General features: G+C 68.1%; 13 protein-coding genes. 7 read left to right on the forward strand and 6 right to left on the reverse strand.

What is annotated here, in order from left to right; translation table 11 throughout:
- Nucleotides 1-28 precede the first annotated feature (28 nt).
- The 3 genes from wecB (KIF24_RS19720) to KIF24_RS19730 are packed head-to-tail and all read right to left on the reverse strand — an operon-like array spanning nt 29 to nt 3358.
- Nucleotides 29-1153 (reverse strand): non-hydrolyzing UDP-N-acetylglucosamine 2-epimerase, encoded by a 1125-nt coding sequence (wecB, locus tag KIF24_RS19720; protein ID WP_221085311.1) that lies wholly within the window; start codon nt 1151-1153, stop codon nt 29-31.
- A 43-nt stretch (nt 1154-1196) separates the two neighbouring features.
- Entirely contained in the window at nt 1197-2324 is a 1128-nt protein-coding gene (locus KIF24_RS19725; protein WP_221085312.1) for a polysaccharide biosynthesis C-terminal domain-containing protein, read from the reverse strand.
- Nucleotides 2318-3358: a polysaccharide biosynthesis protein gene (locus KIF24_RS19730; RefSeq protein WP_221085313.1), complete on the reverse strand. Its 1041-nt coding sequence runs from the start codon at nt 3356-3358 to the stop codon at nt 2318-2320. The genes KIF24_RS19725 and KIF24_RS19730 overlap by 7 nt, the downstream gene beginning before the upstream one ends.
- 302 nt (nt 3359-3660) lie before the next feature.
- On the opposite strand from KIF24_RS19730, the gene KIF24_RS19735 reads away from it, so the two are divergent.
- Nucleotides 3661-5127, forward strand: coding sequence for a lipopolysaccharide biosynthesis protein (locus KIF24_RS19735; protein WP_221085314.1), 1467 nt, complete (start codon nt 3661-3663; stop codon nt 5125-5127).
- Here KIF24_RS19735 and KIF24_RS19740 read toward each other — a convergent pair.
- Nucleotides 5115-6413, reverse strand: coding sequence for a hypothetical protein (locus KIF24_RS19740; RefSeq protein ID WP_331461379.1), 1299 nt, complete (start codon nt 6411-6413; stop codon nt 5115-5117). The genes KIF24_RS19735 and KIF24_RS19740 overlap by 13 nt on opposite strands.
- A gap of 658 nt (nt 6414-7071) precedes the next feature.
- Here KIF24_RS19740 and KIF24_RS19745 point away from each other — a divergent pair.
- From KIF24_RS19745 to KIF24_RS19755, 3 genes are read left to right on the forward strand one after another with little or no spacing between them, the layout of a single operon-like run.
- Nucleotides 7072-8496, forward strand: coding sequence for a lipopolysaccharide biosynthesis protein (locus KIF24_RS19745; RefSeq protein ID WP_221085316.1), 1425 nt, complete (start codon nt 7072-7074; stop codon nt 8494-8496).
- Between the two features lie 23 nt (nt 8497-8519).
- The gene (locus tag KIF24_RS19750; RefSeq protein WP_331461202.1) at nt 8520-9863 is read left to right on the forward strand and encodes a glycosyltransferase family protein; all 1344 of its coding nucleotides are present in this window, start codon (nt 8520-8522) and stop codon (nt 9861-9863) included.
- Nucleotides 9864-9873: 10 nt separating this feature from the next.
- Nucleotides 9874-11070, forward strand: a complete 1197-nt coding sequence (locus KIF24_RS19755; protein WP_221085317.1) for a glycosyltransferase family 4 protein — start codon at nt 9874-9876, stop codon at nt 11068-11070.
- Between the two features lie 12 nt (nt 11071-11082).
- Here KIF24_RS19755 and KIF24_RS19760 read toward each other — a convergent pair whose 3' ends face one another.
- Nucleotides 11083-13272 carry an acyltransferase family protein gene (locus KIF24_RS19760; RefSeq protein ID WP_331461203.1) on the reverse strand — a complete coding sequence of 730 codons (2190 nt, stop codon included), beginning with the start codon at nt 13270-13272 and terminating at the stop codon, nt 11083-11085.
- 865 nt (nt 13273-14137) lie between these two features.
- Between KIF24_RS19760 and KIF24_RS34595 the strand changes: the two genes are divergently transcribed.
- On the forward strand, nt 14138-16144 hold the full coding sequence (locus tag KIF24_RS34595) for a heparinase II/III domain-containing protein (RefSeq protein ID WP_221085318.1): 2007 nt from the start codon (nt 14138-14140) through the stop codon (nt 16142-16144).
- Complete coding sequence (locus KIF24_RS19770; RefSeq protein WP_221085319.1) at nt 16141-17346, forward strand: glycosyltransferase family 4 protein; 1206 nt, start codon at nt 16141-16143, stop codon at nt 17344-17346. The genes KIF24_RS34595 and KIF24_RS19770 overlap by 4 nt, the downstream gene beginning before the upstream one ends.
- Before the next feature lie 13 nt (nt 17347-17359).
- On the opposite strand, the gene KIF24_RS19775 is transcribed toward KIF24_RS19770, so the two are convergent.
- Nucleotides 17360-19528 (reverse strand): bi-domain-containing oxidoreductase, encoded by a 2169-nt coding sequence (locus KIF24_RS19775; RefSeq protein ID WP_221085320.1) that lies wholly within the window; start codon nt 19526-19528, stop codon nt 17360-17362.
- Nucleotides 19529-19708: 180 nt separating this feature from the next.
- Here KIF24_RS19775 and wecB (KIF24_RS19780) point away from each other — a divergent pair, with 180 nt between their 5' ends.
- On the forward strand, nt 19709-20791 hold the full coding sequence (gene wecB / locus KIF24_RS19780; protein WP_221085321.1) for a non-hydrolyzing UDP-N-acetylglucosamine 2-epimerase: 1083 nt from the start codon (nt 19709-19711) through the stop codon (nt 20789-20791).
- The last annotated feature ends 45 nt before the right edge of the window (nt 20792-20836 follow it).

Here is a 20836-nt window from a genome sequence, read left to right on the forward strand (position 1 = left end):
GGTCGCCGGCCCCGCCGGTCCGAGCGGCTCAGCGGCGGATACCCGCCCATTCATGGTGCCGCCGCACTGTGGACAGGATGAAGTCCACCACCCGGCGCGAGGTGTCCGGCACTCGATAATCGGACGGGCAGGGCACCCCGTCGGCGGCGACCTGCGACACGGTGACTTCCACCGCCTCCACCACGCCGCCTGGATCCAGGCCGGTCATGATGATGCCGCCGGCATCGAGCGCCTCGGGACGTTCGATCGACTCCCGCAGGGTGACCGCCGGAAAGCCGAGGATCGCCGACTCCTCGCTGATGGTCCCGCTGTCCGACAGGGTGCAGAACGCGCGGGTCTGCAGGTGAACATAGTCGATCAGGCCGAACGGCTCGTGGAACGCGATGCCGTCGAGCACGGTCGCGTCGGGGGCCAGGGCCTCGATCCGCTTACGGGTACGCGGGTGGGTGGAGACCAGCACCGGATGGCCCCAGCGGTCCCGAACGGCGGCCAGGCAGTCGAGCAGCCGCCGCAGCCGGGCCGGCTGGTCGACATTCTCCTCTCGGTGGGCACTGACCAGGACGTACCGGCCCGGGGTCAGGTCGAGTTGGCTGAGGATCCGAGAGCTCTCGATCTCCGGCTTGTAGTGCTCCAGCACCTCACGCATCGGCGAGCCGGTGTGCAGGATGCGCCGTGGATGCAGACCCTCGGCGAGCAGGTTCCGTCGGGCGTGCTCGGTGTAGACGAGGTTGAAGTCGGCGACGTGGTCGACCAGCCGGCGGTTCGTCTCCTCCGGCACGTTCAGGTCGAAACAGCGGTTGCCGGCCTCCATGTGGTAGACCGGTACCCGCATCCGGCGCGCCATCAGCGCGGCGATGCAACTGTTGGTGTCCCCGAGCACCAGCAGGGCATCCGGCCGCAGCTCGGCGATTGCCGCCTCCACCCCGACCAGCACACCACCCAGCACCCGCCCCAGAGAGGACGTGTCCACCCGCAGGAAGCGGTCCGGCGGCCGCAGTCGCAGCTCGGTGAAGAAGACGTCCGAGAGCGTACTGTCCCAGTTCTGCCCGGTGTGTACCAGCACATGGTCGACGGTACGATCCAGTCTGGCCAGCACCCTAGACAGCCGGATGATCTCCGGCCGGGTACCGACGACGGTCATCACCCTGGTCATCGACCACTCCGTCCCGCGACCGGCCCGACCATCGTGTCGCCGGTCATGCCAGCGCCTCCGCCGGTTCCCGCCGCTCGCTCTCGACCGGCTCGGCGTACGTGTCGGGCCGCTCCGGATCGAACAACTCGTTCACCCAGAAGAGGGTCAGCAGCTCGCCGCGGCCGGTGTTGACGATCTTGTGAATCCACATCGTCGGCATGTCCACCACCACCGGGGAGTCGCCGTCGACCGGAAATCGGACAACCTCGTCGTGGCCGACCCGGCGCAGGCTGATCTCGGCGCTGCCGCGGAGGACAGCGAAGCGCTCCACCTTGGCCAGGTGGAAGTGCTCCCCTCGGGTCACCTCGGGGTGGGAGGTGGAGCAGAACGTCTGCCCCTGCCCACCGTGGGACTTCACCACCTCGGTCAACTCGCCCCGCGGGTCCGCATGGCGGGGCAACGGAAGCGGGTAGTGCGCGGGGAAGCAGTGCGACCGGTAGGTGTTGAACAGCCGCACCGCGTGCCGATCGGGCAGCGGCGGTATCTCGCCGCGACGGTAGAGCGCAGCGTAACCGGCGAGCCGGTCAGCCACCTCACGGACGCCGACGCGAAGCGGGGGCATCGCGGCGTCCCAACTGCCCGCGGTGGGCACCCCGAGCAGATGGGCGGCGGCGTCGATGACGTGCACCAGCTGCAACTCGCGGTCCTCGTGCACCTCCGGGCGGCGGCCGTCGGCGAGCAGCCGGCAGAACGTCGCCACCACCGAGTTGTAGAAGGGCCGTCCGTGCTCGCCGTAGAGGTTCGCCAGCCGGACGTCGGCGAAGTCGAGGCCGGTGCCGGCAAGGGTCTCCGCCGCGACTGCCTTGGCGTCGCCGTAGGGCGTGCCGTTGCCGGCCTGCACCGAATTCGCGAAGACGACGGTCCGAGGAGGCGCCGGGCACTGGCGCAAGCCCCGGGCGAGCGCGGCAGCCAGTTCCACGTTACCGGCGGCCACCTCGACCGGGTCACCGCGGTTCACGCCGGCCAGATGCAGCACCCGGTCGGCCCCGGCGACCTTGGCCGCCAGCACCGCCGGGTCGGCCAGGTCGGCCCGGGTGAGAGAGACAGGTTCCGGCCAGCCGAGCGCTCGGGCCAGCACCCGGGTGTGCCAGCCGAGGAAGCCGTCGCCGCCCGTGATCGCGAGCCTCAGCACGCGAGCACCGGGTCTCGTTGGGCCAGTTCCGCTCGCACTTCGGGCAAGGTGAGCAGCAGGTCGATGATCTGAGGTACGGCGAGTTGCGGGGCGTTGGCCGAGTTGAAGTCGTCGTCGGGCGTGCTGCCGAGCTCACCTTCGGTGACGTAGAGGGCGTAGTTGAGATCCCGGTCGTCGACGGGCACACGGAAGAACTCGCCGAAATCCTCGGCTCGGGCGAGTTCCTCACGGCTGGCCAGGGTCTCGTGCAGCTTCTCGCCGTGCCGGACTCCGATCGGGTCCAGCTTGGCCGGCACGTCGAAGAGTTGGCAGAGCGCGGCGGCCAGATCCCCGATGGTGCACGCGCTGGCCTTGCGAATGAAGACGTCGCCGGGTCTGGCGTGCTGAAAGGCGTGCTCCACCAGGTCGACGGAGTCCGGCAGCGACATCAGGAACCGGGTCATCGCCGCGTTGGTGACCGTCGGCGCCCGTCCGGCCTTGATCTGCTCGATGAACAGCGGGATGACCGAGCCTCGCGAGAACATCACGTTGCCGTACCGGACACTGGAGATCGTGGTTGGGCCGCCCGGATTGTTCCGCGAGTGGGCCTGGGCCACCTTCTCCATCAGAGCCTTGGTCATGCCCATCGCGTTCACCGGATAGACGGCCTTGTCGGTGCCGAGCATGACCACGGAACTCACCCCGTTGCGCTCGGCCGCCTCGACCACGTTCGCACTGCCCAACACGTTGGTACGTACCGCCTCCAACGGGAAGAACTCACACGACGGCACCTGCTTGAGCGCCGCGGCGTGGAACACGAAGTCGATACCTCGGGTCGCGCGCAGCACGGTGTCGTAATCCCGCACGTCACCGACGTAGTAGCGGACCCGGTCGTCGCCGAGCACCCGCCGCATCGCGTCCTGTTTGGCCTCGTCACGACTTAGTACCCGGATCTCACCCACGTCGCGATCAAGCAACCGGCGAACCATCGTCTGACCGAAGGACCCGGTGCCACCGGTGATCAACACCCGGCGGCCGGAAGGCGAAAATTTCACGGTCGCTCCTCTTCGTCACGTTTGGGTGGCGACGGCGTTCACTTGATGGGCTCGCCGACCGGCCACGTCACGGGCAACGAGGCCGCCAGCATCCGAGAAACGCCCGAATAATGCTCATACACCCCAATATGATACAGTAAGGAACATTAGCGATGAATCCCGACGTACGGTGCGGAAACCTGGGAGCAGGGACGAATCATCTGATACAACGATTCAGGCCAACACCGGCGCGGACCCACCCTGCCCAGCCGGCCACATGGCGGCACACCTGAGGCGCCCACCGCACATCGATAGGACCGAAGATGCGGGCCTCCGATAGCAAGTTCGAGCGGCACCAGCAGGTTGACGCGGCGTCGCTCGGTTCCGCGCAGGCCGTTGGGACCGTTGCCCAAACCGTGCCGCCGGCCCCCGCCGGCCCTCGCCGCGGTCGTCAACTGCTGTCCTGGATAACCACCGCCGCGTTGAGCCGGGCGGTCAGCGCACTCGTACCGCTCGCCCTCATCCCCGTGACATTGTCGTACCTCGGCGCCGAACTGTACGGGTTGTGGACCGCGGTCATCGCGGTGACCGCCATGATGGCGTTCGCTGACCTGGGCATCGGCCTGGGGCTGATGACCAGGCTCGCGCCACTCAGGGTCAACGACGACGTGGATGCCGCCCGGCGGTACATCTCCAGCGCCTACGCGGTCGTCTCAGCCGCAGCGCTCTTCCTGTGCGGGCTGCTCTGGCTCCTCGCGGGCGCCATCCCGTGGGCGCTGGTGTTCAACGTCCCCGAGCCGACAGCACGGGATGGGCAGATGGTCGCGTTGGTCTGCCTGACCGCCGCCCTGCTGAACATTCCGCTGTACCTGGTCTACCGCATCCAGTACGCACACCACCAGGTGGTCGCCAGTAACGTCTGGCAGGCCGTCGCGAGCGTAGCCTCGCTGCTACTCGCACTCGGCGCGGTGCTCGCCGGCCTGCCACCCATCGCCGTCATCGCCGCCGTCGCCGTCTGTCCGCCCCTGGTGAACGTGGTCAACACGGTGTGGACATTCGGCTGGCGGCTGCCACAGCTGACGCCCCGACTGCGATATGTCGAGCAGCGGAGAGTACGCGATCTGCTTCACCTCGGTGGCATGTTCTTCCTCACGACGCTGGTAATGACTCTGGCAGACAACGCCGACCCGTTGATCATCGCACAGGTGCTTGGCTTGGCCAGCGTGACCGCGTACGCGGTGCCGGCGAAGCTGCTCACTCAACTCGGCCCGTTGGTGATGCTGGTGAATCAGCCACTTTGGCCGATGTACGGCGAAGCGCTGGCGCGCGGAGACGTTACCTGGATACGCAGAACTGTGCGGCGCATGACGGTCATCTCCGTGCTTATCGCCCTGCTGCCGGCGACGTTCTTGGTGCTGTTGGGGGACCGCCTCTTCGCGGCCTGGCTACCGGTCCCGGTGGGTAGCCGCGCGCTGCTGCTGGGGCTGGCCTGCTGGTGGATCACGATAGCGGCGATCTCTCCACGGTTCATCGTGCAGAACGCCGCCGGAGTCCTCCGTCCACAACTCTTGGGCTATTCGCTGTATCTCCCGCTCTCCGTGCTGGGCAAGCTGTACGCCGTGCATCGGTTCGGGATATCCGCGACGCCCTACGTTGGCGTGATCACCTACGCGGCGACCGTAGCTCCTGCGGCAGTTTACGGCTATCGGCGGGTGCTGGCAGCGCAGGCGGTCGCGGCCGGTGGCGGCGGCCTTGGCCGTCCGCGGCTCCGGGACTCTCACGTCCGGTAGCGGACGAAGGCCGGCGGCGTCGGTTGCGCTGCCGGGCGGCGCCTACCGAAAAGGTGCGACGCCGCGTACAGCACAAGAAGCGTGAGAATCCCCGCGGTGGCGTCCGGAGAAAGCCCGAGTTGATTGTTCGCCGGCACGTAGGCGATAAGAAGGCAGAGCTGCGAAAAGATCAACGTAGGCAGCACTCGCCGAGTTGACACGGCATCGGACCAGGCACCGGCAAAGAGCCAGCCGACAAGCCCCATGAACAGCGCCGCCCCGGGGAATGTGAGATCTGAGGCGAGCCAGGGATAGATGGTGGCCCAGTACGTCAGCGCCGGCCACCCGGTCTGCCCCTCGGTGCGGTACGGGTAGGCGGGATGAGCCATCGGGTCCACTCCCATCGCCTGTTCGCCGAGATTCGCTACCGAAAACGAACTGCCAAGACCGTAGGACCACTCAAATGGCGTTTGCAGGTTGTAGGAAAGCCCAAGATATCCGTGTGTCGGATAGAAAAGAGTGCTGGAGATGCCCTCCGCCGCGCGTTCTCCCAGCATTTGCGAGATCGCGGGGCTCGGACGTATCAACTCACCGACACCGAACTCGGCCGATCGTGACGCGTGGATATACGTCATATAAAGGAGAAAAAGTGCGAACGCCCCGGCCATCAGCATCAGCGCCACGCGACGCCGAGAGCGGGCTCTGCGCCGACGTCCCAGCGTCGCCCGAGCTACGAGCAGCCCGCCCAACAGCATGAGAACAAGGTCGCCGAGACCTTTCATGGTGCCGATGAAAAGGAAGAACGCAATGTGTAGGGCCATCCCCGCCATGCCCGCCAGGCGCACACCCACGGACAGGCTCCGCCAATGGAGCACCAGCAGCGGCATCAAGGCGGTACCTAGCACGCCGAGCAGAGCCAGTAGCAAAATCAGTGGGCTCGGATCGCCGACGTTCTGCGCAATGATGTCGAACTTGTTCGAGTACCCGGTCGCGGGGTTCTGGATGCTTGTCCAGATGCTCTGAGGGCCGGTCGCACCGAACTCCGAGAGCCGTGCCAGACTGCGCACGGCATAGTAGGCCGCGCTGGCGAGAACCAGGTAGCGCACGAGCCGGAGGCGGTTGCCCGAGTAAGACCGGGAGACCCGGGGGGCAGGCGGACGGCGGGCAATCCGCGCCGCGTATCCTGCGGCGAAGAGGGCAGTCGCGCCGAGGACAAATATGCAGAGCTGGTCCGGGTTCTCGACATAGCGGGCCAACCCCGTCAGCCAAAATGCGCCGAAGGTGCCGAGCAACCAGGCCAGGGCCACCCACAACGGAAGCCATGCCACCTTTCGACTGCCCGGCAGCCCAAGATCCGCTACCCGTGTCGGGCGTCCACCGCGATCGGGACCTGACGCAACGGCCGCGGGATCTGTGGCCGCCCCGACCGGCGACCCCTGCCGCGTTCCGATGAAGCCCTCGGTGGCGGTCACTGAGGTCCACCACCGGCTGACTGCCCTGCCCAGCGGACCGCTACCGACCGTCGCAACTCGACACCGACCGGATCGACTGAGTCCACCCGCGACACCTCCGCACTGCTCAATGCCCAACAACCTGTGCAAGATTTGTATCAGCTGGAGCCCTGATTCAGCCAGGAATACGGAAATCAGCGTCGACACGGGGCACAGCAAGAACGGCCTGGAAGTGCTCACGACACGGCCGACATGGTGACGCCCAGATAACGAACCAGCAACCGGTGACGTTCCGCCGCCCCGGGCGCAACTGCTGACAACGGCCGGACAGAACCGGTTTCGCATTCACCTTTCTGCCGTCGACACCGCTACGCCTGACCGCTTCGCGGCGTCCCGCACCCAAATCCCCGATCGGCAGTTATGTCGGGAGAGACCTCACCACGAACCAGGCCGCGGTGCTCGCGCCGCCGGCCGTGCGGGTCCGGCGTTCGTCGTTGATGGATAGGACCAAGACTTGCGGGCCCCCGACAGCCAGTTCGAGCAGGACGCGGCGCCTCACTCGCCCGGGCAGACCGTCCAGACGGTGGAGCGACCCGAGCCGTCCACTCCTACCACCTCAGGCCCCAGCCGCGGCCGTCGCCTGCTCTCCTGGATCGCCACCGCCGCGTTGAGTCGGGCGGTCAGCGCCCTGGTACCTCTCGTCCTCCTCCCGGTGACGCTGGCGTACTTCGGTGCCGATCTCTACGGCCTCTGGACCGCGGTCCTCGCCGTCACCGGGATGGTCGCGTTCGCCGACCTCGGGATCGGCCTCGGGCTGATGACCCGGCTCGCTCCGTGCAGAACGAACGGAGATGTGGAAGCCGCGCGCCGCTACATCTCCAGCGCCTACCTCTCGGTGTCGACCGTGGCGCTTGCCGCGTGCTGCCTGCTCTGGCTGCTCGCCGGCGTCATTCCGTGGCCGCTGCTCTTCAATGCCGGCGGCGCGGCGGCGGACGATGCCCAGCTCGTCGCCCTGGTCTGCCTGACCGCGTTTCTCCTGAACGTCCCACTGTCCCTGGTCGCCCGAGTCCAGTACGCGTACCAGCAGGTGGCGGCGAGTAACGTCTGGCAGGCCACCGGTGCCGCAGCCTCGCTGCCACTCGCGCTCGGTGCGGTCTGGGGCGGTCTTCCGCCGATCGCGGTCATCGCCAGCATCGCCGCCGGCCCACTGCTGGTCAACATCGCCAACACCGTCTGGACCTTCGGCCGCCGCCTACCCGGCCTGGCACCTCATCCGCGACTCGCCAGCAGACGCGGCATACGCGACCTGCTCGGCCTCGGCGGACTGTTCCTCCTGGTGACGCTTTTGATCGCGTTGGCGGACAACGCCGACCCCTTGATCATCGCGCACCTGCTGGGTCTGGCCAGCGTCACCGCCTACGCGGTGCCAGCGAGACTGTTCGCCCAGTTGGGCGCGTTGGTGATGCTGATGAACCAGCCGGTATGGCCGATGCACGGCGAAGCTCTCGCCCGCGGGGACATCGTCTGGATACGTCGTACGGTCCGGCGGATGACTGTCGCTTCCGTGTTGGTCGTCCTGCTGCCAGCGACCCTGCTGGTGCTCTTCGGTGACCGGCTCTTCGCCGCGTGGCTTCCGGTTCCCGTGGGAAACAGGTCGCTGATGCTGGGCCTCGCCTTCTGGTGGATCACACTGGCCGCGGTCTCGCCGCGTTTCATGGTGCAGAACGCGGCCGGAGTCGTACGCCCACAGCTGTGTGGCTATCTGATGTATCTACCCCTCTCGACACTCGGAAAGCTATACGGTGTGCAGTTGTTCGGCCTTGCCGCGGCACCGTACGCCGCGGTCATGGCCTACCTGCTAACGGTTGTTCCGACAGCCATCTACGGTTATCGGAGGGCACTGGCAGCCCAGACCACAGGAGAGAGGCGCCCACTTTGACGTTGTTTAGCGAAACTCCGCGAGTGCTGGTGGTCGGTCACACCCCCTTCCACTACGGCACCGGAACCGCACTGACCATGTCGAACCTCTTCTCCGGCTGGCCCAAGGATCGCCTCGCGCAGATATACACCGCCAACATCACGCCCTCCAGGGACGTATGCGAACTCTATTTCCATCTCCCACCACGCGACCGCTACCTGCCTGTCCAGTACCACTCCATGCGATTGTTGGGGTGGAACGGCAACACCTCTCCGCAGCAATCCCGGGCCGTCAGCGCCATATGTGCCGGGGCGGAGCGCCGTCCCACACTCGCCAGGATGTACGCGAACATGAAGGCGATCGACGACGTGAGTCCCGTACGGATCACGCAAGCGCTGACCCGGTGGGCCCGTGCGTTCGACCCGGAACTGGTCTACTCCGTGTCCGGCAGCGCCAGGCACATGAGGATCGCCGCCGCCACTGCCCGCGCCTGCGGTGTCCCTCTCGTGCCGCACTTCACGGACGACTGGCCGGCGACCCTGTACACCAACGGCGAACTCCTCGGTCTGGCCAGGCGGGTCGTCCGGCAGGAGACCCATCGACTCATCCGGCTCGCTCCGCTCGGCATGGTCATCAGCAGGCCGATGGCACAGGAGTACTCCCGGCGCTACGGCATCCCGTTCAGCGTCTTCACGAACTGCGTCGACGAGTCCTTCTTCGCCTCACCTCGGTACGGCGCCGACCCACCGGACGGTTCGCTGGAATTGGTCTACGTCGGTGCCCTGCACCTCAACCGCTGGAAGTCACTGCGTGACATCGGCGAGGCACTGGGGGTCATGGCCGAAGGAGGCCTACCCGCTCGGCTCACCGTCCACTCCCCGGCCTCGGACCTCGCCCGATACGGGAAATATCTCACCGACCTCAAGTGGATTCGGCTCGGTGCCCCGCTGGCCAGCCATGAGGTGCCCGCCGCGTTGCGATCCGCGACCGTCCTCGTCCATGTGGAATCCTTCGACGAGGAAGTCCGCCGCTACACCCGCTATTCCGTGTCGACCAAGATCCCACAGTACCTGGCCACCGGTCGTCCGATCCTCGGCTACGGACCGACCGAGGTCGCGTCGATGAACCACATTCGGGAAGCGGACGCCGGCGTTGTGGTGGGAAAGAACAACGCCAGGGCCCTTGTCGACGCGCTGACGGATCTCTGTCGCGACGCCGCCCTCCGGTGGCGGCTCGCGCACAACGGGCTCGCGTTCGCCCGACGGGAACACACCAGGGAGAACGTGGCGGCCCGGTTCGCCGCCACCCTGCGCTCGGCCGTGACAGCTGGCGTCGCCACCTCCGACGTCGCCTCCTCGCCCACCGCCAACTACCCGGTCAACAAGTGAAGGCCATGGCATGAAGCGCCCGTCAAGCTGGATCGCCTGCGTGGGCCCGTTTCTCTTCCCGTGGGGCGAGGCGGGCTCTCGACGGGTCTACGGCCTGGTGGCCTCACTGGCCGCCGCCGGTCGCACCGTGGTCGTCGCCGGTGGTGGTCCCGAGCCACGCACGGAGACTCCGCTGCCCGGCATCGACGGTCCGGGTTCGGTCTCCTATCTTGGCCTGGCGGAGAGGCCGGCGCCCGAGGCCGGGCCCGTCCGCAGCTCGGTGCAGACCCTGCTGCGGTGGGGCTGGCGTACCGCGCAGTGGCTGGACGCCCAACCGACCAGGCCCAGCCACGTTCTGGTACACGGCGGCCAGGCCCAGTACATGTTCCACCTCCGGCGATGGTGTGAACGCAACGGCGTACCGCTGATCGTCGATGTGGTGGACTGGTTCAACGGGCACCATGTGCGTGGCGGCTACCTCGGCCCCCTGCACCTGAGCATGAAGCTGGCCCTGCACCACTATTATCCGCGCTGTGACGGCATCATCGCGATCAGCTCCTACCTGGAGGCGCACTACCGCTCCGCCGGCCGGCCGCTCCTGCGGGTGCCGCCCACCCTTGACGTAAAGAACCTCACCCTGGACGCCAGGAATTCCATAGCGGACTCGTCCCCCCTGACCCTCGTCTACGCCGGCAACCCGCACGGCAACAAGAAGGATCTCCTGGGCACCGTCATCGAGGCGGTAGGACGGGTCGAACGCGAGGGCGCTCAGATCGAGCTACGCATCTACGGGCCGACCCAGGATGAGGTACGTCGGATAGTCGACGGCCGGCCGCTGCCCGGCGGGGTGCGGTGCCTGAGCCGGCTGCCGCAGTCGGACGTGGCGGCCGCACTTCAGGAGGCGGACTTCACCGTTCTCGTCCGCCGGCCGGATCGGGCCACCGAAGCAGGCTTTTCGACGAAGTTCTGTGAGAGTCTGGCCAGTGGTACCCCGGTGATCGCCAACCTGACCAGCGACATGGGCAGGTACCTGCGGCACAACATCGAGGGTTTGGTCTGCCGTGATCACACCCTCGACGAGGTCGTCACGGCGCTCCGCACCGCGGCACGCCTGGACGGTGCGCAACGGAGCATCATGCGCCAGGCCGCGCGAAGCCGGGCGCTCGAATCTTTCGACTACCGAGCCTGGGCGGAGCCGGTCGGCAACTTCTTCCGGCAGTGGGGCTGATCAGACCCGCGCCTACCGGGACCGGGGCCGAAGGTCAGCGACGATGGGTTTCAACGCGGCCGTCAGCCTGGGTGCCAGAGTCGCCGAGTACGTGGCGGTCAGGTGATGGCCGTCGCGGAACACGAGGATGCCGCCGATGACGGGAGCACAGCGGTTTGCCGGGCAGATCCAGTCGTTCAGGTCGATCAGACGGACGCCGGTCGAATCCCGGACCGCCTCTTCCTGAACGGGACCGCCGCCGCGGCCTTCGGCTTCATCGCGCGGCGTGGCGCACCTGGTCAGCCGATTCATGTTCTCGGACACGCACTCGGCCATGTCTTCCAGGTGCAGTGGCGTGTCCCGCAGGACGACCACCGGAACGCCCCCGGCGATCATCTCTGCCCATGTCTCGCGCAACTCGCGAGCCCTGGCCGACCGTCGGTCCGCAGCCGGCTCACCGACCAACGGGTACTCGGAGTGGGTGGTGATCAGAAGGTCCGGACGGTTCGGTCCGAGCAGCTCCGCCCGGAGGGCCTTGTTCCACTCGGTGCAGGCCGTGTATGGCCGGTCGTTCAGGGAGATCGCGGCTGCGAGGAAGGGGCAGCCGGACTTCGAGTGGGCGGTGAGCCGCCAGCCGTTCTTCTCCACCATCCCGCGCATCGCGGGAACCCAGTGGTCCGCGTGCGAGTCACCGGCCAGCACCAGGTTGATCTCCGCGTCCGCCTTCCCGTAGACGCATCCGTTCAGAGCTGACGAGGTGAGCTGCACGTGACAGCTGCCTTGCAGCAACGGCGCGTCCCGCTTCGCCGACACGGGATCGGGAGTGATCGACTCGACCTTGTCGACCGGAGTGCCGGCCCGACTGTCGCGGGGCGAGGAACCGAGGGCCGCAGCACCCGGGGGCCCAGCCGGGGTCGCCGGCCCGGTGGCACCGGGCACCTGGCCCATGATGGCCGTTGGTGCTGGCCCTGTCGCCGACGGAATGATGAGATGGAATGCCAGCCCGGCGAGGACTGCGATGCCGGTGCAGAAGGCGCCGACTCGAAGCGCCTTGAACGGCCACTCGGCGAGACTGCGCGATCGACGGACCGGATTCTCGATGAGGTGGTAGGTGAGCCCAGCAGGAATCGCCGAGACGGCAACAACCATGAGCGCCCCACCGACACCGAGGTCACCAAAGTGAGCCTGTGCCGCGACCAGCAGCGGCCAGTGCCACAGATACAACGAGTAGGAGATGGCTCCGATGTAGCGCAGCGGTTGCCGGCCCAGCAGGATCCCGGGCCCGGCGCGGCCGGCTGCCGTCCCGAAGGCGATAACCGCGGCTGTCCCGAGGGTGGGGCCGAGCGCGGAATAGCCCGGAAAGCCAGCTACGGAGTCGATCAGCACGGCAGAGAGACCGACGGCGATCAGTCCGGCCCAGGCCAGGATGGCTGCCGCCGGGCGTGGGGTTCGGCTCAACCAGCCCGCGGCGATGGCGATCGCGCCGCCGACAGCCAGCTCCCACATGCGCGTCGTGGTCGCGTAGTATGCGGAAGGCTCAGTCGGAGTGGTGTGCAGCGCCCACCCGAACGAGGGGACCGCGATCAACGCCAGCCCGGCCAGGTAGAGGCTGCGGCTCCCCCGTCGTCCCCGCCGGCGGGCGAACAGTCCGAGCACGATCAGCAGCAACGGCCAGACCAGGTAGAACTGCTCCTCCACGGCGAGTGACCAGAAGTGCTGGAGGATGCTCGGCGCCGAGTTGGCGGCAACGTAGTCGACGGACTGTGCGGCCATGCGCCAGTTCATCGCGTAGCACGCGCTGGCGATGACGTCCCAGGCGGTCGTGGACCAGCGACCACGAGGCAGGAAGAAGTAGGTCAGCAGCAGCGTCGCGACGAGGACCGTCGCGGCGGCGGGCAGCAGACGTTTCGCCCGCCGGGCATAGAACTCTGCGAGTGAGATCCGTCCGTCGCGGTCGAGTTGTTGAAGCAGCAGACCCGTGATGAGGAACCCTGAGATCACGAAGAACACGTCCACTCCGGCGAATCCGCCGGGCAGGAGTGGCAGCCCGGCGTGGCCGAAGAGGACGAGTAGCACGGCAACGGCCCGCATGCCCTCGATGTCGCCGCGGAAGGAGCGGTCGACGTGCGGCTTGGACGGCGTCTGCGCTCGAGGTGGACCGGTCGTGGAGGCGGTCGGTGCGGTGGACCGCGCTTGTGTCCACATCTCTGATGGGATCGCCACATTTGCCATGTTGAATGACTTCCGTTTGTTTTCGCCTATATCAGATGACGCCTCGACAGCACTCGAAAGCCCGAGATGGCCCTGGGTCGGGTAACCGACCACGTCGGCAGTGCCTTCGGCCACCGCCGAGCCCACCACGCCTTCGACCGTCGGATTCACCTGCACGAGGGCGTTTGTCGTACCGAGCCCGGCCGTCCTCGTCCCGTGACTGTGGATCATGTAAGTGATGAAGAGGGCGACCGCCCCGGCGCCACCAGGCATCCGCGACCGGGTCGAGCGCGGTCACCAAGGCCCACGCCTCCACCCGTCGACCGGGGCGGGACCGATTGAGTCCACTCGCGATACCTCCGCACTGTTCGGCACAGACAGACCTCAGAGAGACCGGCAATAGGACTGGCGGGGCTGCGGCGCGCCCTGGCACCTCGGCTGGCGGCGTTGTCGTCGTCGGCCAGGACCCGCCTCGCCGCCACCACCCTATTGCCGGTCTCTCTTATGCAGATTCGTATCAGATGGAAGCCGAACTCAGACCCTAAAACCAACTATCGAGCAATAAGTGTGGACGCAATTATCTGAAACAAATTCGCCGCCGGGCCTCGCCGCCGCACTGGTTCGACGCGCGTCGGCTATCTTTCAACGAGCCGACAGCGGGCGAGGTCACGGCGGCGACCTGGTCGATTGCCGCAACGGCGCTGAAGGACGAGTGGTGGCGGCATAGCGCAGCGCCGATCTATTCGTAACTGTTGGGCGGGCAGCGGCGTTCACACAATGACGCAACCGGTCCGTCCAACCGAAGGGCTACACCACCGAATGATACGCAACCTGGCCATGTGTTCGATGCGGTCGCCAAGCAGCAAAGGCAGCTGACGTGAAGACCGCGCTACGCGCGATCGCCGAGGACATACGTGCCCTGGGGACGTCGGCGCCACTGCGCGTGGCGTACGAGGCATCCAAGCGCAGTGGATTCCACGCCGTCCTGTTCCGTGGCAAGACTGGCCGGCACCGCCCGGCCACTCCGGTGCCACTGACCAACCTGCGGCCCACTGGTGACGAGGCGGCGTGGCGGTGCCTGGGCGACGCCAGGAGGGTGCTGGGCGAGGGGCCGCGCGTCTTCGGGCAGCGGGTGCCGACGGGTTTGTCGGGGCCGTGGTCCACCGATCCGCTGACTGGGCGGCAATGGCCGACGGATGATCCGTGGTGGCGGATCGACATCCGGTCCGAGGCGCGCCTGTCGGACGTGAAGTACGTCTGGGAGGCCGCGCGCCATCGAGACCTGGTCGTCCTGGCGCGCGCGGCCCGCCTCGAACCGGCCGGACCGTGGTTGGACGGACTCACCGGTCTGCTGCGGTCCTGGTGCGAACAGTCCCCGCCCGAGCAGGGCGTGAACTGGTATTCCAGCCTCGAACTCGCGCTGCGCGCCATCGGCTGGAGCCAGATCCTGACGCTGGCCGGCGAGCGGCTTCCCGGCGACGTGGTGACCGCGATGGAGCGGATGCTGCTGGCCAGCGCCCGGCATCTGATGGTCGAACTGCCCTACACGTTGAGCAGCATGCGCAACAACCACATGCTCGGCGATGCCCTCGGGCTGATCCTGCTGTCGCGCATGTTTCCCGCCGCCCCGGGTGCCCGGTGGTGGGCTCGTACCGGCGATCGGATGTTCACGACCCAACAGCGCCGGCACATCGCGCCCGACGGCCGGATGATCGAGGATTCGCTCTCGTACCACCGGTTCGTCCTCGAGATGCTCATCGTGCGGGTGCTGCTCGGTGGGGCTCCGTCCGCGGTGCACCGTGACCTGCGCACGGCCAGCTCGCACCTGGCTCGGCTCGGCGTGTTCGACGGCGACGTGCCACAGTACGGCGACTGGGACGAAGGGCGGGTGCTTGCCTCCTCGGGCGACGCGCTCGACGTGGCCGGCTCGACCGCGCTCGGTCTGGCGCTGTGCGGCGCACGGCTACCGACGCAGTGGTATGCCCGCTTCGACGAACTGGCCTGGTACGCCTCCCCGCCTCCGCCACAATCCGCGCCGGGCGGCCTGGAGCCCGTCACCTACACCCGATCCGCCCCGGCGACGACCTCGGGAGGCATCGCGCTGGTCGAGCGGGGGCCGTGGCGGGTGTGGTTCAAGGTCGACGGCGGTCCGTCGCACGGTCATGCTGACCTGACCTCGGTCTGGATCAAACACGGCGGCCAGTGGCTGGTCGCCGACCCGGGCACCGGTACCTACAACGGTCCGCTGGAGGTACGCAACGGGCTACGCACCTCCGCCGCTCACTCCGTGCGCCGGCCAGACGGGCGGGACCAGCTCGTTCCACACCGCGCCTTCCGCTGGCGTAACACCGCCCACGGGTACCTCGGGGCACCGCTCGTCCTACCGGACCACACCATCGTCTTCGGCTGGCACGATGCGTACACCGGCGGCGAGCGCCCGGTGCGGGTGGGCCGCGCCGTCGTGGTGGCCGACCGGTACGTGGCGGTCGTCGAGTTCGCCGACCGGCCGGCAGCTGCCGACTCCTGGTCACTGACGATCCCGCTGCACCCGGACACCATGGTGGAGGCGGACACGCTCGTCAACGGCGAGTGCAAGCTCGGCCTCTTCGGACTGGACGGCTACACCGCGACGCGCGGGCGGGCAGCGCCCTTCGCGGGCTGGCACAGCCGCACGTACGGACGCTGGGAGCCGACGACGTGGATCACGGTCGAGAGCCGGGCCGACACCGCTGTCTGGGGCCTCGGCACGGTGCCCGGACCACCGCCGGGGCCGGACGCACTCGACGGTCTCCGGTTCGAGGTGGCCTGGACCCGGGCCGGCGCCGAGCTTGCCGTCACCGACCTCGCTTCGACCGAGGTCCACCGCGTGCGAGCGTCACGATGACAACACGCAGAGTGCTCGTCCTCAACCACTTCGCCGTGCCGCCGGGCTATCCGGGTGGCACCCGGCACGTCGAGTTGTTCAGTCGGCTACCCGGCATGTCCTACGTGATCATCGCGGGCCGTCGCAATCTTGTCACCGGGCTGCCGCAACGGGCGGAGCCCGGTTTCCATCCGGTCGCCGTGACCCCGTATCGGGGCAATGGTCTGGGCCGGGCGCTCAATTGGGCCAGCTACGCGGTGACGGCCACGGCAGCCGGTCTGCGACAGCCTCGGCCCGATGTGGTCTACGCGTCATCGCCGCATCTGCTTGCCGGACTCTCCGGCTGGGTCGTATCGAGACTGCGGCGCACGCCGTTCGTCCTGGAGATCCGGGATCTGTGGCCGCGAGTACTCGTCGAGATGGGAGCACTCTCGGAAACGTCCGTGGCATACCGGGCACTGGAGCGGTTGGAGCGCTTCCTCTACCGACATGCCGACCGTATTGTGATCATGGCTCCCGGTGTGCGGGCGGCGATCGAGGGCAAGGGCGTGCCGTCCGAGAGGATCGCTTTCATCCCCAACGCGGCCGACCCGGACGACTTCCTGCCCAGCGCCGACCGCGACGGCCTGCGGCGGCGGTACGGATTCACCCGTCGCACCGCCGTCTACGCGGGCGCGCATGGCCCCGCCAACGGGCTCCACCTGCTGCTGGAAGCCGCCCGCGCGGTGCCGGAGATCGACGTCGTGCTGGTGGGGTCGGGTGTCGAGAAGCCACGTCTGAGGGCGGCGGCCGACGGCATCCGCAACATCCGGTTCCTCGACCCGGTACCGAAGACCGAGATTCCCGACCTTCTCCACGCCGCGGACATCGGGGTGCACGTGCTCGCAGACGTCGAGCTGTTCCGCGGCGGGGTCAGCCCCAACAAGGTGTTCGACTACCTCGCCGCCGGGCTGCCAATCCTCACCAACAGCCCGGGCACCGTCGGCGATCTCGTCATCGGTGCCGACGCGGGGTACGTGACCCCGCCGAACCAACTCGCCCACGGCCTCGGTCAGCTGGTGCGGGCCAGCCCGGACGACCTGGCGAAGATGGGCGCGGCCGGCCGGCGCTGGATCCGCGAGAACCAGTCGCGCGGCGCCATGTCCCGTGCGCTCGGGCAACTGCTCGCCCCGCTGGTCGACACACCCCCGTCAGCCCGGATGCCGGATGCCGGTAGCCGGTAGCCGGTAGCCACCTTCACGAGCTGAATTCGGCGCTCAGGCTGGTCGCCGCGTCGACCTGGGTCGGCAGGTGCGACGGGTTCGTCCGGACGCCGGCCAGTGCGGCGACCACGGACAGCGCGGCCCTTGTCGTACCGAACGACGCTTCGAGTTCCGGTTCGTCGGGCCCGTTCCCCGCGATCGCCGCGCGCACGTGGGCGAGCTGTTCGTGGTGTCCCTTGCCGGCGGGTACCCGCCGGATCACCCGGCCGTCGACCTGCAGGCTCCGAAAGTCATCGATCACGACGGTGTGCCCGCGGCCGAGGATCTCCAGGCGCTCCTTGGGAGTGCGCTGGTTTCCGCGGGTGCAGTAGGTGATGGTCGCCGTCGACCCGTCCGGGTATCCGAGCAGGACGCTCACGTCCTCCTCCAGCCCCGGCTCACCGCGGCCGCTCCCGTGGGCGTGGACGACACCGGGCTGTGCGCTCACGAGCCAGGAGACGAGGTCGATGAAGTGGCACACCTCGCCGCGGATGCGGCCGCCCTGAAGGCGATCGTGGTACCAGTGCGAGTCGGGCAGCGGCCCGGCGTTGACTCGGTAGGAGATGGTCACCGGCCCGGATCCGGCCGCCAGGAGGTTCCTCGACTGCACGACCATCGGCGCGTGCCTACGGTTGAAGCCGACGAACAGATGGCCCGAGTTGCGGTGGTAGGCGGCGGTGACCTCGTCGAGTTCGTCCTGCGTCAGCGCGAGCGGCTTCTCCACGAACACGTGCTTGCCGGCGTCCAGCGCCTGCACGACCAGGCGGGCGTGAGAGTCGTGGCGGCTGAGGATGAACACCACGTCGATGTCGGCGCGGGCCAGCAGGTCCTCGGCCGTCGGTACCACGAGAGCGATGCCGTTGCGCTCGGCGGCGTGCCGCGCCGAGAGGCCCTTGGCAGTGGTGATGGCGGCAAGGTCGTCTTCCCAGCCCGCCGCCTTGAGCGCAGGCAGGAACGTGGCCTTGGCGTAGTTTCCGGCGCCGATCAACCCCGCACGCGGTCGCGACGAGCCGCGGCGCGGCCGGATCGTGATCGTGCCTCGGCACGGTTCCGCCGGGGCCGCGTAACTGAGCTGCACCGCGAGCGAGCGCGGTTCGGAGGCCAGCACGTCGTACGCCGCCGTTGCATCCTCCACCGCGAAGACGTGCGTGACCAGGTCGTCGACCGCGACCCGGCCACTGGCCACGAGGTCGAGATAGGCCTCGATGTTGCGCCGCGCCGTCCAGCGCACGTGGCCGATCGGATAGTCGATGCCCCATTCCTCGTAGGCCCGGTCGTAGCGGCCGGGCCCGTAGCTGCGGGCGAACCGCAGGTCCAGCTCCCGCTCGTAGAACTTCCTGCGGTCAAGCTCCAGGCCGACATCACCGACCACGACCAGCCGGGCACGGTCGCGAGCGATCTCGGTGCCGCGCGCGACCGGCGCCGAGGACGGTGTCGCCGCCGTGACCAGGATCGCGTCGACGCCGCGGCCACGGGTCAACTCCATGACGCGTTCGGTGGTCGCCGCACCGCTCTCGACCAGACCGACCGCGCCGGCGCCTCCGGCCAGCTCGGCCGTCCACTCGCGCAGGTCGATGCCGATGACGTTCAGGCCAGAGGCGTGCGCCAGGCGGACCGTCAACTGACCGACAAGTCCGAGGCCGATCACCGCGACCGAGCCGCCCAGACCCACCTCGGCCTGCCGCAGTCCCTGCAACGCGATCGCCGCGACGGCGCCGAAGGCGGCCGCCTGGTCCGATACGGGCTCCGGAACGGGCACCGCGAGGAGCCCCGGCACCGCCTGGTATTCGGCGTGCCCGACCGACGCGGTGGCGACCCGCATTCCTGGCCGGATGCCATCGGTCGCCGCGCCGGCGGTGACAACGACACCCGCCGCGCTGTACCCGAGCGGCATGTCCTCGTCCAACCGGCTGCGCACGGCAGCGAGCGTCGAGCGCACTCCCGTGGTGCGTGCCTTGTTCACCACCTGGCGGACCAGGTCCGGTCGCGCCCGGGCCTTGCGCAGCAGACCAGCCGAAGCAAGCTCCCGCACGGCGCGTTCGGTCCCGGCCGAGAGAAGGGATCTGCGCGCGGCGACGAGTACCTCGGTAGCACCCGGCTCGGGCTGGGGGACCTCGACGATCCGCACCTCGCCGCCGGATACGGACTGGACGATCTGCTTCACGGAGCTTGCCTGCCTTAGGGAGTAATAGAGCCTCACGTACGCGGCAGGCGGCACCTCGGGCTGCGCATACCGCGACGCATCCGTCAATGAGGATCGTATCCAGGTCAGACCGTTTAAACTGGATAACTTGTACTATTGGCGCGTCTTCGCCGATTGGCTCCGAATTCAGTAAGGAGACTCATGTCAGCCGCTGCCGTCCTGCATGTCACCGGTGCGCGCCCCAACTTCCCGAAAGCGGCGCCGGTGATCCGGGCACTCGACCGGCGCGGCGTCCGGCAGTCCCTTGTCCACACGGGACAGCACTATGACGAGCGGATGTCCGAGGTCTTCTTCCGCCAGCTCGGCCTGCCCGAGCCGGACATCAACCTCGGCGTGGGCTCGGGCAGCCACGCCAGCCAGACCGCGGGCGTCATGACCGGCCTGGAAGAGCTGATGACGACCGCCCGTCCGGCGATCGCCGTCGTCTACGGCGACGTCAACTCCGCGCTCGCCGCGGCCCTCGTCGCGGCGAAGCTGGGCATCCCGGTCGCTCATGTGGAAGCGGGCCTGCGCAGCTTCGACCGGTCCATGCCCGAGGAGATCAACCGTATTGTCGTCGACCACGTGTCCGACCTGTTGTTCGCCACGAGTCCCGACGCCGTGGCGCATCTCGGCAACGAGGGAATCGCCGCGGAAAAGATCCACCTGGTCGGCAATCCGATGATCGACACGCTGCTGGCCAACCTGGACCGTCTCGACGTCGCCCGGATCCGCACCGCCCTCGCACTACCCGAGAGCTACCTCGTGGCGACGCTGCACCGGCCCGGGAACGTCGACGACGAGGCGGACGTGATCGGCCTGGTGAAGGCGATGCACGCCATCGCCGACCAACTCCCGGTCATCCTGCCGCTGCACCCCCGCGGCCGGCGTCACCTCGAGGACGCGGGACTGCTCTCGCACCGTGCGCTACGCGTCGTCGAGCCGCTGGGCTACCTCGAGTTTCTCAGCCTGGTGCGCGGCGCCACCGCCGTCGTCACCGACTCCGGCGGCGTACAGGAGGAGACGACCATGCTCGGAGTTCCCTGCCTGACGCTGCGACCCAACACCGAACGGCCGGTGACCATCACCCACGGGACCAACCGCCTGGTCACCCGGGCCGCTCTGGCCGACGCGGTGGCGAGGGCGATCGCGGCCGGTCCACCCGACACCCGGCGCACGCCACCGTTGTGGGACGGCGCCGCCGGCGAACGGATCGCGGACGTCCTCGGGATCGTCGTGCATTGACATCGGTATGCGCCGACAGCAGGCTCTCGCTCACAGATCCTTGAC

The sequence above is a fragment of the Micromonospora tarapacensis genome (assembly GCF_019697375.1).
Classification (GTDB): Bacteria; Actinomycetota; Actinomycetes; order Mycobacteriales; family Micromonosporaceae; genus Micromonospora; species Micromonospora tarapacensis.

What these genes read in the sequence shown, in the direction of transcription:
- wecB (WP_221085311.1), bottom strand. Translation starts at nt 1,153, where the DNA reads ATGACCAGGGTGATGACCGTCGTCGGTACCCGGCCGGAGATCATCCGG.
- KIF24_RS19735 (WP_221085314.1), top strand. Translation starts at nt 3,661, where the DNA reads ATGCGGGCCTCCGATAGCAAGTTCGAGCGGCACCAGCAGGTTGACGCG.
- KIF24_RS19755 (WP_221085317.1), top strand. Translation starts at nt 9,874, where the DNA reads ATGAAGCGCCCGTCAAGCTGGATCGCCTGCGTGGGCCCGTTTCTCTTC.
- KIF24_RS19770 (WP_221085319.1), top strand. Translation starts at nt 16,141, where the DNA reads ATGACAACACGCAGAGTGCTCGTCCTCAACCACTTCGCCGTGCCGCCG.
- wecB (WP_221085321.1), top strand. Translation starts at nt 19,709, where the DNA reads ATGTCAGCCGCTGCCGTCCTGCATGTCACCGGTGCGCGCCCCAACTTC.